The sequence below is a fragment of the Streptomyces hydrogenans genome (assembly GCF_014656075.1).
Taxonomy (GTDB): domain Bacteria; phylum Actinomycetota; class Actinomycetes; order Streptomycetales; family Streptomycetaceae; genus Streptomyces; species Streptomyces hydrogenans.
Genome location: NZ_BNBS01000174.1, coordinates 1 through 12681 on the forward strand (window position 1 = coordinate 1; position 12681 = coordinate 12681).

7 protein-coding genes are annotated in these 12681 nt (G+C 74.6%); 5 read left to right on the top strand and 2 right to left on the bottom strand.

From position 1 onward, the window contains the following. Positions 1-185: 185 nt before the first annotated feature. Both mltG and IE321_RS38150 read right to left on the bottom strand, forming a co-directional pair. The gene (gene mltG, locus IE321_RS38145; protein ID WP_190226285.1) at positions 186-1052 is read right to left on the bottom strand and encodes an endolytic transglycosylase MltG; all 867 of its coding nucleotides are present in this window, start codon (positions 1050-1052) and stop codon (positions 186-188) included. Between the two features lie 286 nt (positions 1053-1338). After that, positions 1339-3174, bottom strand: coding sequence for an ABC transporter ATP-binding protein (locus IE321_RS38150; protein WP_190226286.1), 1836 nt, complete (start codon positions 3172-3174; stop codon positions 1339-1341). A 126-nt stretch (positions 3175-3300) separates the two neighbouring features. Between IE321_RS38150 and IE321_RS38155 the strand changes: the two genes are divergently transcribed. From IE321_RS38155 to IE321_RS38175, 5 genes are all read left to right on the top strand, one after another. After that, positions 3301-3747 carry a MarR family winged helix-turn-helix transcriptional regulator gene (locus tag IE321_RS38155; protein WP_190226291.1) on the top strand — a complete coding sequence of 149 codons (447 nt, stop codon included), beginning with the start codon at positions 3301-3303 and terminating at the stop codon, positions 3745-3747. 34 nt (positions 3748-3781) lie between these two features. Next, positions 3782-6706: an FAD-binding and (Fe-S)-binding domain-containing protein gene (locus IE321_RS38160; RefSeq protein ID WP_190226287.1), complete on the top strand. Its 2925-nt coding sequence runs from the start codon at positions 3782-3784 to the stop codon at positions 6704-6706. Between the two features lie 123 nt (positions 6707-6829). Beyond that, on the top strand, positions 6830-8776 hold the full coding sequence (locus IE321_RS38165; protein WP_190226288.1) for an ABC transporter ATP-binding protein: 1947 nt from the start codon (positions 6830-6832) through the stop codon (positions 8774-8776). 233 nt (positions 8777-9009) lie between these two features. Beyond that, complete coding sequence (locus tag IE321_RS38170; protein WP_190226289.1) at positions 9010-10806, top strand: ABC transporter transmembrane domain-containing protein; 1797 nt, start codon at positions 9010-9012, stop codon at positions 10804-10806. Further along, positions 10803-12584, top strand: a complete 1782-nt coding sequence (locus IE321_RS38175) for an ABC transporter ATP-binding protein (protein WP_190226290.1) — start codon at positions 10803-10805, stop codon at positions 12582-12584. Before IE321_RS38170 ends, IE321_RS38175 begins: the two co-directional genes overlap by 4 nt. Positions 12585-12681 lie beyond the last annotated feature (97 nt).

The window sequence follows — 12681 nt, forward strand, 5'->3', positions numbered from 1 at the left end:
CACCTGCCCTGCAAGGCAAGCCAGTTCAGATGTCACCCGATCGTGCGGCAGACCCTTCTGGCCTGCCAGGAGGTGATGGGCGACCAGATCCAGCGACGTCGTCTGAGCTGATTCATGTGCTGCCCAACGAGTCGACCGCACACTCGATACCACTCGAATCAGTCGTTCTCCGCACAAAGCGGACGCTACTGCGTCCGCTCCTGCCTCCGCCGCTCGTTGAACTCGGCCACGTTCGCCTGGTGGGTCGCGTAGTCGGCCGTGAAGCGGGTGTCCCCGGGGGCGACCGTGACGAAGTAGAGCCAGTCACCGGCGGGCGGATGGAGGGCGGCGGTCATCGCCTGGTCACCGGGATTGCCGATGGGGGTGGGCGGGAGCCCGGTGCGCGCGTAGGTGTTGTAGGGGCCGGCGATACGGGTGTCGTCGAGGGTGGTGTCGACCGTGCTGCGGCCCAGGGCGTAGTTGAGGGTCGAGTCCATCTGGAGGGGCATGTCCCGGGCCAGCCGGTTGTGGACGACGCGGGCGACCCGGGCCATGTCGTCGGGGGTGTCCGCCTCCGCCTGGGCGATGCTCGCGACGATCAGGGCCTGGTACGGGTCGAGGCCCTGGGCGCGGGCGGCCTCGGCGATCGCCGGAGTGCCGAAGTGGCGGGCGGCGGTGGCGACCATGTAGCGGAGCAGACCCTCGGCCGTGGTGCCCTCCGGGAGCGGATAGGTGGCGGGGAAGAGGTACCCCTCCGGGTTGCCGCCCGCCGCCGCCGGGAGCCCGAGTGCGGCGGCCGGGGCCGCGGCGGCCTCGCGGGCGGCGCCGTCCGGCAGGACTAGGGCGCGGTCGACGGCCTCGTACACCTGGGCCGCTCGCCGGCCCTCCGGGACGAGCAGGGTCGGGGGCGGGGGCGGGGTGGCGGGCCGGTCGCGCGGGAGGAGCAGCAGGAGGGGGACGGCGATCGCCGCGGCGAGGGCGAGCAGGGCGCCGGCGAGGACGGCCCGCCTGCCCCGGCGGGTGAGGCGGGGACGGCGGCGGGGTGCGTACGGGGAGGACGGCCGGTACGGCATGGCCGCACCGTAACCCGGCGGGACGGGGTTTCCCGGGACCCGGGCACACGGCGGCGCCGCCGGTCCCCTGGGACGGGGAACCGACGGCGCCGGGAACTGCGAGCGTCAGACGAGCCAGCCCAGGAAGTGGAGGACGCCGGCGAGCAGATCGGTGATGACGTTCATGGTGGTGCTTCTCCTCGTACAGATGTTTCGTGGGACAGCGCGATCGCGGTCTGCAGCCCGTCGCTTGCGCACCGTAATCATCCGACGCCGTACGGGAGTTGGGCAACGAATCCAGGAACGATCACACGTTCGTGGGAACAACCGCTCCCACGTTCGCCTGTTCGTCGCGGCGGACCAGGGCGGCGTACGCGCCGTCCCGGACCATGAGCTCCTCGTGCGTGCCGCTCTCCTCGATCCGGCCCGCGTCCAGGACGACGATCCGGTCGGCGTCGCGGACGGTGGAGAGACGGTGGGCGATGGTGATCGTGGTGCGGCCGGCCGAGAGGGCGTCGATCGCCTGCTGCACGGCGTGCTCGGTGCGGGTGTCGAGGGCGCTGGTCGCCTCGTCGAGGATCAGCACCGGCGGGTCGCGCAGGATCGTCCGGGCGATGGCCAGACGCTGCTTCTCGCCGCCGGAGAAGCGGTAGCCGCGCTCGCCGACCAGGGTGTCGTAGCCGTCCGGCAGCGAGGCGATGTGGTCGTGGATCTGGGCGGCCCGGGCGGCGGCCTCGATCTCCGCGTCGGTGGCGTCCGGCTTGGCGAAGCGCAGGTTGTCGGCGACGGAGGCGTGGAAGAGGTACGTCTCCTGGGAGACGACGCCGATCGCTCCGGCGAGGGTGTCGAAGCCGAGGTCGCGGACGTCGACGCCGTCCAGCGTGACCCGGCCCGCGGTCACGTCGTAGAGCCGGGGCACGAGGTAGCTGAGCGTGGACTTGCCGGAGCCCGTGGGGCCGACGACGGCGAGACTGCCGCCGGCGGGGACGGTGAGGTCGATGCCGTCGAGGGTGGGCCGGCCCGCGCTCTCGGGGTCGTAGTGGAAGCGGACCTTCTCGAAGCCGATCTCGCCGCGGACGGCGCCGATGCGGACGGGCTCCTCGGGCTCGGTGATGTCCACCGGCAGGTCGAGGTACTCGAAGATGCGCTGGAAGAGCGCGAGCGAGGTCTGCATCTGGACGCCGGTGGAGAGCAGGCTCACGGTGGGCCGGAAGAGGCCCTGCTGGAGCGAGACGAAGGCGACCAGGGTGCCGAGGGAGATCACGGCGCCGCCGGCCTGCACGGCCAGTCCGGCCGCCCAGTACAGCAGCGCGGGCATGGCGGCCATCACGATGCCGATGACGGACATCCGCCAGCGTCCGGCCATGGAGGAGCGCACTTCGAGGTCGACGAGGCGCTCGGACTCCCGGGCGAAGGACTCGGTCAGCGAGTCGGCGCGGCCCATGGTGCGGCCGAGCAGGATGCCGCTGACGGAGAGCGACTCGGTGACGGTCGCCGCCATGGCGGCCATCTGCTTCTGGCGCTGGGTGGTGATCCGCTTCCGCTCGCCGCCGACCCGCCGGCTGATCCAGACGAAGACGGGCAGCAGGAGCAGGGAGAAGAGGGTGAGGCGCCAGTCGAGGGCGAGCATGGCGACCACGGTGGCGACGACGGCGGTGAGGTTGGAGACCAGGGAGGTGGCCGTGGAGGTCACGGTGGCCTGCATGCCGCCGATGTCGTTGGCGATCCGGGACTGGACCTCGCCGGTCCTGGTCCGGGTGAAGAAGGCCAGCGGCATCCGCTGGAGCCGGCCGTAGACGGCGGTGCGCAGGTCGTGCATGACGCGCTGGCCCACGGTGGTGGAGATCAGGGTCTGGAGCACGCCGAAGACGCCGGTCAGGACGGCGGTGACGATCATGCCGAGGGCGAGCAGGCTGAGCAGCCCGGTGCGCCCCTGGGGGATCGCGGTGTCCAGGATCTCCTTGAGGAGGAACGGGGTGGCGACCGAGACCAGCGAGGCGGCGCCGACCAGCAGGCCGACCAGTGCCAGACGGGCGCGGTAGGGGCGGAAGAGGCCGAGGATCCGCCGCAGCTGGGCGGGCTCCTTCGGCTGCGCGGGATCGCGCGGCGGAGGTGTCCAGGTGGACTCGTCGTGGGGGCGCATGGGCTCCTTCGAGGCATGAGGCAGGAATGCGGGCGATTCGAGCACGCACATCGGACTGTAGCTCACTCTTACCTATGTTCACAATGAACAAGGTCCTGATATTGTTCCCCCATGAACACCCCCGCCGTGAGCGCCCCCGACCCCGACGGGCTCCTCGCCGAGCAGCTGCTGCGGCTCACCCGCCGGCTCCACCGCATCCAGAAGCGCCACCTGGAGCCGGTCGGCATCACCCCCGCACAGTCCCGGCTGCTGCGCCTGGTCGCGCACTTCGGCGACGCCCCGCCCCGGATGGCCGACCTCGCCGCCCGCCTGGAGGTCGTCCCGCGCGCCGTGACCAGCCTCGTCGACGGCCTGGAGGCGGCCGGGCGGGTGCGCCGGGTGCCCGACCCGAGCAACCGCCGGGTGGTGCGGATCGAGCTCACCGACGAGGGGCGCGCCACGCTGCGGGAGCTGCGCAGCGCGCGCCGGGCGGCCGCAGAGGACATCCTGGCTCCATTGACCGTCGAACAGCGCGAGGTGCTCGGAGGTCTGCTGACCGCCCTGGCCGGGCCCGTCCCGGAGAGCGGCTGCTGACGCCTCCGGCGCCCGCGCCGAGGGGAGCCGTGCCATGCCGCTGCTGGAACCGAACCCGCAGGCCCTCAGCCCGGGGCGGAAGCGGACCCCGGCTCCCGACCGGGTCCCGGACCTCCAGGCACGCGGCACCCCACGGCGGCTCCGGGAGGACCTGGCGGCCCTGCTCGGCCCCGGGAAGGTCCTCTCGGGCATCTCCGACCTGGTGCGCTACGCCTCCGACGCGAGCCCCTACCGCTTCCTGCCGCAGGTGGTCGTGGTCGCCGAGGACGTCGACGACGTCTCGGCCGTGCTGTCCTACGCCCACGGAAAGGGCCGAGAGGTGGTCTTCCGGGCCGCCGGGACCAGTCTCAACGGGCAGGCGCAGGGCGAGGACATCCTCGTCGACGTCCGCCGCCACTGGGTGGGCGTGGAGGTCCTGGACGACGGCGCCCGGGCCCGGATCCGCCCCGGCACCACCGTCGTCCGCGCCAACGCGGCCCTCGCGCCGTACGGACGGGTCCTCGGACCCGACCCGGCCAGCGCGGTGGCCTGCACGATCGGCGGGGTCGTCGCCAACAACGCCTCCGGGATGACCGCCGGCACCACCCGGAACTCCTACCGGACGGTCGCCTCGCTCACCTGTGTGCTGCCGAGCGGCACCGTCGTCGACACCGCCGACCCGGCCGCCGACGAGGAACTGGCCCGTGCCGAGCCGCGCCTGTGCGCGGGGCTGCTCGCGCTGAAGGCCGAGATCGAGGCCGACGCGCAGCTCACGGACCGGATCCGCGCCAAGTACCAGATCAAGAACACCAACGGCTACCGCCTCGACGCCTTCCTCGACGGCGCCACCCCGGTGGAGATCCTGCGGGGCCTGATGGTCGGCTCCGAGGGCACCTTCGGCTTCCTCTCCGAGGTCGTCTTCGACACCCTGCCGCTCGACCGGCTGGTCTCCACCGCCCTCCTCTTCTTCCCCTCCCTGCCCGCCGCCGCGGCGGCGGTGCCCCGCTTCAACGAGGCCGGGGCGCTCGCCGTCGAGCTGATGGACGGCAACACCCTGCGGGCCTCGGTGCGGGTGCCCGGCGTGCCGGCCGACTGGGCGGAGCTGCCCAAGGACACCACGGCGCTCCTCGTCGAGTTCCGGGCGCCGGACGAGCCGGCCCTCGCCGCCCACGAGCGGGCGGCCGGCGAGGTCCTGGCCGGGCTCAGCCTGGTCGCCCCGGTGCCCTCCGTCGTCAACGCCTTCACCCGGGACGCGGGCACCATCGGCGGCTACTGGAAGGCCCGCAAGGCGTTCGTGACCGCCGTCGGCGGCTCCCGCCCCTCCGGCACGACCCTGATCACCGAGGACTTCGCGGTGCCCCCGGCCCGGCTCGCCGAGGCGTGCGCGGAGCTGCTCGACCTCCAGGCCCGGCACGGCTTCGACGCGGCCGTCGCCGGTCACGCCGCCCACGGCAACCTGCACTTCCTGCTCGCCTTCGACGCCGCCGACCCCACCGACGTCGAGCGGTACGCCTCCTTCATGGCCGACTTCTGCAAGCTCACCGTCGAACGCTTCGACGGCTCCCTGAAGGCCGAGCACGCCACCGGGCGCAACATCGCCCCCTTCCTGGAGCTGGAATGGGGCCCGAAGGCGACCGAGCTGATGTGGCGCACCAAGGAGCTCATCGACCCCGACGGGGTCCTCGCCCCCCGGATCGTCCTCGACCGCGACCCCCAGGCCCACCTGCGCGGCCTGAAGACCATCCCGGCCGTGGAGCGGACCGCCGACCCGTGCATCGAGTGCGGCTTCTGCGAACCCACCTGCCCCAGCCACGACCTGACGACCACGCCGCGCCAGCGGATCGTGCTGCGCCGCGAGATGCTGCGCCAGGCCGACGGCTCCCCCGTCGAACAGCGGCTCCTGGAGGCGTACGGCTACGACGCCGTCGACACCTGCGCCGGCGACTCCACCTGCAAGCTGGCCTGCCCCGTCGGCATCGACACCGGCGCCCTGATGAAGGACTTCCGGCACGCGCGGCACTCCCCGCGCGAGGAGCGGATCGCCGCCCTCACCGCACGGCACTTCCGCGTCGTCGAGGGCGCGGCACGGCTCGCGGTGGGCGCGGCCGACCGGATGGGCGACGGTCTCCTGGAGCGGGTGACCGGTTTCGCCCGCAAGGCCGTCCGGCCCGACCTCGTACCGGAGTGGCTGCCGGAGATCCCCGGGGCGGCGCCCCGGCGGCTGCCCCGCACCCACCGCCCGGCGGCCGTCGCCGTCTACTACCCGGCCTGCGTCAACCGCATCTTCGGCAACCCCGACGGGACCCCGGGCCCCTCGCTCCCGGAGGCCGTCGTCGCCGTCTCGGCCCGGGCGGGCCGGCCCGTGTGGATCCCCGAGGACGTGGCGGGTACCTGCTGCGCCACCATCTGGCACTCCAAGGGGTACGAGGCGGGCAACGAGGTGATGGCCAACCGGATCGTGGAGGCCGCCTGGGGCTGGACCGCGGGCGGCCGCCTTCCGCTGGTGGTCGACGCCTCCTCCTGCACCCTCGGCATCGCCCACGAGGTGGTCCCCCACCTCACCGAGGACAACCGCGCGCTGCACGCCGAACTGACCGTGCTGGACTCCCTGGTGTGGGCCGCGGACGAACTCCTCCCCCGGCTGGAGGCGCGGCGCCGGGTGGACTCGGCCGTGGTCCACCCCACCTGCTCGATGCGGCACCTCGGCGACACCGGGCAGCTCACCGCGGTCGCGGAGTTCTGCGCCGAGGAGGTCGTCGTGCCGGTCGACGCGGGCTGCTGCGCCTTCGCCGGCGACCGGGGCATGCTGCACCCCGAGCTGACCGCCTCGGCGACGGCCCGCGAGGCCGCCGAGGTCACCGCCCGGCCCTTCGACGCACACCTCTCGGCCAACCGGATGTGCGAGATCGGCATGGACCGCGCCACCGGCCGCCGGTACGTCTCCGCGCTCCTCGCCCTGGAGCGGGCCACGCGCCCCTGACCCGGCGCCTGTCCGGAAAGCGTTCCCCCCGGCGGGTGAACCGCCTGCCGGGCGGTGCGCCGCCGGGCATACCGGGTAGCTCCTCCCCTTCCGTGTCGTCACTCGGACGGGGGACACACCACCGTGACCGCAGAACAGACCACCGACACCGCGGGACAGACCACCGAGCGGGCGGGGCCGGACCCGGCGCCGCGAGCCGAGGAGTACCGCTACCGGACGGGCAAGCTCGCCGCCCTCGAAGGCAGACCCACCTCACCGTGGGTGATGGCCCGCCGGCTGCCGCACCTCGTGCGGCAGGGGCTCGCGCTCGGCTGGCGGGTGGACCGGCGGGCCGTCGCCCTGCTGCTCTCCTGCCAGGCCCTGTCGGCCGTCCTGGAGGCCACCGGCCTCGTCGCCACCGGCTCCACCCTCGCGTCGCTGATCGCCCCCGGCCCCATCCGCGACCGGATCACCGAGGCGCTGCCCTCCCTCGCGCTGATCGCCTCCGCCGTCGGGCTGCGGGCCGTCCTCGGCATCGTGATCTCCGACGTCTCCTCGCGCCTCTCGCCCCGCATCTCCCGCGAGGCCGAGCTGGAGATGCTGCACGCCGCGGCCAACGCCGAGCTCACCGCCTACGACCACCCCGGCTTCAACGACAAGTGGGACCACGCCGACCGGGGCGCCGACGTCGCCAAGGACCTCATCACCGAGTCGCAGATGCTGATGTCCTGCCTCGCCTCGATCATCGCCGCCGCCGGCGTCGTCGCCGTCCTCCACCCCGTGCTGCTGCCGCTGCTCGTGCTCGCGGTGCTCCCCCAGGCGCTGGCCCGGATGAAGGGCGCGCACCTCCAGTGGGAGAGCGGCCGGGCGGTCTCCGCCGAGCGGCGCACCCTCGGGCACCTGCGCTGGTACATCGCCGACCGGCAGATCGCCGACCAGCTGCGCTCCGGCACCATGTTCGGCTTCCTCCTCGGCCGCTACCGCGAGATCGGCGCCCGCGTGGACACCGTCACCGACCGGGCCATCCACCGCGGCTCGCGCTGGGCGATGGCGGGCTCGGTGGCCGGCGGCGTCGCCTCCGCCGTCATGTGGGGCGCGCTGGTGCTGCTGCTCGGCTCCGGCCGGATGACGCTCGCCTCGGCGGGCACCGCGGTCTTCGCCCTCCAGACCGTGGGCACCAACCTGTACGGGATCGTCGGCTACGGCACCCGGATCTTCCGCACCGGGCTGTACGTGGACGACTGGGCCGACTTCATCGCGGAGGCGGGCGGCCACCGCCTGGACCGGGGCACCGTCGTCCCCGACCCGCCGAAGGCGGTCCGCGCCGAACGGCTCGGCTACACCTACCCGGACGCCGAACGGCCCGCGCTCGCCGACGTCACCCTGGAGGTGCGGGCCGGCGAGATCATCGCCCTGGTCGGCGAGAACGGCTCCGGCAAGACGACCCTCTCCCGGCTGCTCACCGGCCTGTACCTGCCGACGGAGGGCACGGTGACCTGGGACGGGCGGGACGTGCGCGAGCTCGACGCGTACGCGATGTGGCGGCACACGGCCGTCGTCCCGCAGGTCTTCGCGCACTGGCCGCTCTCCGCCGAGGAGAACGTCACGCTCGGGCAGCCGCGCGGCGGGCACGGGGCGCTGCGGGAGGCCGCCGAGCGGTCCGGGGCGGGCGAGGTCGTGGACGGGCTGCGCAGCGGCTGGGGGACGCTGCTGGCGCGGGAGTGGTTCGGCGGGGTCGAGCTGTCGGGCGGCCAGTGGCAGCGGATCGCGATCGCCCGGGCGTTCTACCGGCCGGGGGTGCTCGTCCTCGACGAGCCGACGAGCGCGCTCGACGCCCGCGCCGAGCACCGGATCTTCGCCGGGCTGCGGGAGATCGCCGAGGGCCGGCCGGTCGTCCTGGTGACCCACCGGCTGGCGAACGTGGCGGTCGCCGACCGGATCGTCGTCCTCGGCCACGGCCGGATCGTGCAGGAGGGCACCTTCGCCGAACTCTCGTCCGTGCCGGGGCTCTTCCGGGAGCTCCTGGAGCTCCAGAACGACCGGGGCGTCCCCGGCCCGCGACAGTCGCAGGAGCCCCCGGGGCAGGAGTGACGGCGCTGCCGGGGACCGCCGTGACGGCCCGTCCCCGGCGGGTCCGAACGGCCGGAAACGTCCCCCGGGCGCCGGAAAATCCGTTGCCGCGGGGCCCGGCGGAGGGCGAACCTGGCACGGATCCCGCACCCCGGGGTCCGTACCCACGGGGTCCCTCGCCGGGACCCCCGCCGACGCGCGCCCGCGTGCGCCGGCCCACCCCCCGTCCGCCCCCGAGCACCCCTGGGGACGTCATGCAGATCCATCAACTCCCGTACGCCGACCCGGGGGTGCCCGACGTCCGCTCGGGCACCCGGTTCCTGATCTGGCTGGGGCGCAGGCAGCTCGGCGGGCAGGTGAGGTCGCTGCTGTGGGGGTTGGTGCTCCAGCTGTCCATCGCCGGACTCCCGGTCGGCGTCGGCCTCGCCGTGCAGGCCGTGATCGACCACGACGGCGGGCGGCTCGCCCTCGGCTGCGGCGTCCTCGTGGCGCTCGGTGTCGGCATCGCCGTCGGCGACACCATGCTGCACCGCACCGCCGTCACCAACTGGATCACCGCCGCCGCACGGGTCCAGCAGCTCCTCGCCCGCCGGACCGCCGAGCTGGGCGCGCTGCTGACCCGCCGGGTCGCGGCCGGTGAGGTGGTCGCCGTCTCCACCGGTGACGTCGAGAAGATCGGATGGTTCGTCGAGGCGTTCTCGCGCTTCGCCGCCGCCGTCCTCACCCTGCTGGCCGTCTGCGTCGGGATCGCCGTGTACGAGCCGGCGCTCGGCCTCGTCGTCGCGGTGGGCGTCCCCGCGCTCGCCCTCGCCGCGCTGCCGCTGCTGCCGCGCGCGACCCGCCGGGCCGACGAGCAGCGCGAGAAGGCCGGCAAGGCCACCGAACTCGCCTCCGACACGGTCGCCGGGCTGCGCGTGCTGCGCGGCATCGGCGGCGAGGAGCTGTTCCTCGGCCGCTACCGGACCGCCTCCCAGGAGGTCCGCCGGGCCGCCGTCCGCAGCGCCCGCATGTGGGCCCTGATCGCCGCCGTCCAGGTGCTGCTGCCGGGCCTGCTGCTCATCGCCGTGGTGGCGTACGGCGCGCGGCTCGCGCTCGACGGCACGATCTCGGTCGGCGCGCTGGTAACGGTCTACGGCGCGGTGGCGCTCACCCACCATCCGCTGCGGAACGTGGAGGAGATCGCGATGGCCTACGCCTTCTCGCGGCCCTCCGCGAAGCGCGCGGCGCGGGTCCTGGCGCTGAGCCGGGTCACCGAGCCGGCCGGCGGCGACCGGGAGGCGAGGGCGGCCGGTGACCTGTACGACCCGCTGACCGGGCTCATCGCCCCCGCCGGGCTGCTCACCGCCGTGGTGTGCGGCGACCCGGACGCGGCCGGCCGGCTCGCGGAGCGGCTCGGCGGGCATCCGGCCGAGCCGGGCGACGACCACGTCTCCGTGCGCCTCGGCGGGGTGCCGCTCGACGAGCTGTCGCTGGACGCGGCCCGCACGGCCGTCCTCGTCCAGGACAAGGAGCCGGTGTTGCTGTCCGGCACCCTCCGCGAGCTGCTCGACGTGCCCGCGTCCGGCGCGGTCCGGCCGGAGGACGCGCTCGCCGCCGCCCAGTGCGACGACGTGCTCGACGCGCTCGCGCAGGCGTCGGTGGACACCGACGGCGACCCGATGCGGACCCGGATCACCGAGCGGGGCCGTTCGCTCTCCGGCGGCCAGCGCCAGCGCCTCGCCCTCGCCCGCTCCCTGGTCACCGACCCGGAGGTGCTCGTCCTCGACGAGCCGACCTCGGCGGTCGACTCGCACACCGAGTCCCGCGTCGCGGCCGGCGTCCGCAAGCTGCGGGCCGGGGCGACCACCGTGGTGCTGGCCTCGTCGCCGCTGGTCCTGGACCTGGCCGACCGGGTGGTCCTGGTCCACGAGGGCCGGGCCGTCGCCCACGGCACCCACCGCGAGCTCCTCGCGGAGGAGCCGCGCTACCGGGCGGTCGTCACCCGGGAGACGGAGGACGAGCTCGCCGCGACGACGGCCGGACTCGAAGCACTGGAAGGGGAAACCGCATGATCGGCCTGGCGCCGCCCGCGTACGACCCGGCGGCCCCGACGACCGCCACCACCCTGCCCGTCGCCGCCGGCGCGACCGTCCGGGCCTACGTCCGCGAGCTGCTGCGCCGGCACCGCACGGCCTTCGTGCTGCTCGTCGTCGTGAACACGGTCGCCGTGACCGCGTCCATGGCGGGTCCCTACGTGCTCGGCCAGGTGGTGGACCGGCTCGCCGACGGCGCCCGGGAGCTCCACCTGGGGAGCGCGGTGGCGCTGTTCGCCGTGGCGCTCGCGGTGCAGACGTTCTTCGTGCGGCTGGTCCGGCTGCGCGGCGCGATGCTCGGCGAGGAGATGCTGGCCGACCTGCGGGAGGACTTCCTGGTCCGCGCGGTCGGTCTGCCGCCGGGCGTCCTGGAGCGGGCCGGCACCGGTGACCTGCTGTCCCGGATCACCACCGACGTGGACCGGCTGGCCAACGCGATGCGCGAGGCGGTGCCGCAGCTGGTGGTCGGCGTGGTGTGGGCCGGGCTGCTGATCGGCGGGCTCGCCGTGACCGCGCCGCCGCTCGCGCTGGCCGTGGTGATCGCCGCGCCGCTGCTGATCACCGGCTGCCGCTGGTACTTCAAGCGGGCGCCCGCCGCCTACCGCTCGGAGGCGGCCGGGTACGCGGCGGTGGCCGCCGCGCTGGCCGAGACGGTCGACGCGGGCCGCACGGTGGAGTCGCACCGGCTGGGAGAGCGCCGGGTGGCGCTCTCCGACCGGCGGATCCGGGAGTGGACGCGCTGGGAGCGGTACACGCTCTACCTGCGGTCGGTGCTCTTCCCGGTCGTCACCGTGACGCACACGACCGTGCTGTGCGGGGTCCTGGTCATCGGCGGCGTCTGCGTCTTCCGCGGCTGGATGGACGTCGGACAGCTGACGACCGGCGCGCTCCTCGCGCAGATGCTGGTCGACCCGATCGGGATCGTGCTGCGCTGGTACGACGAGCTCCAGGTCGCGCAGGTGTCGCTGGCCCGGCTGGTGGGCGTGCGGGACATCGAGCCGGAGCCCGGCGACGGGTCGGTGGAGCCCGAGGGCCGGTCGGTCGAGGCGGCCGACGTGCGCTTCGGCTACCGGGAGGGGGTGGACGTGCTGCACGGGGTGTCGCTCGCGGTGGCGCCCGGCACCCGGCTGGCCCTGGTCGGCCCGTCCGGGGCGGGCAAGTCGACGCTGGGCCGGCTCCTCGCGGGCATCTACGGCCCGCGCTCCGGCGCCGTCACCCTGGGCGGGGCGGAGCTGGCGCGGATGCCGGCCGAGCGGGTCCGCACCCACGTGGCGCTGGTCAACCAGGAGCACCACGTCTTCGTCGGCACGCTCCGCGACAACCTGCTGCTGGCCCGTCCGTCGGCCGGGGACCCGGAGCTGTGGACGGCGCTGGGCGCGGTGGACGCGGACGGCTGGGCGCGCGGGCTCGACGCGGGCCTGGACACCGAGGTCGGCTCGGGCGGCAAGGCGCTGACCCCGGCGCAGGCGCAGCAGATCGCGCTGGCCCGGCTGGTCCTGGCCGATCCGCACACGCTGGTCCTGGACGAGGCGACCTCGCTCCTCGACCCGCGGGCGGCCCGGCACCTGGAGCGCTCGCTCGGCCGGGTCCTGGACGGGCGGACGGTCGTGGCGATCGCGCACCGGCTGCACACCGCCCATGACGCGGACCTGATCGCGGTGGTCGAGAACGGCCGGGTCAGCGAGCTGGGCAGCCACCACGACCTGGTCGCGGCGGACGGCGCGTACGCGGCGCTGTGGCGCTCCTGGCACGGCTGACCGGCCGGCTCCGCCGGGGGCGGGCCGCGGGCCGGCGGCCCGGCCCGGGACCGGCGGAGGTCAGACCCCCGCGACCGACTGGATCCAGGAGCGGTAG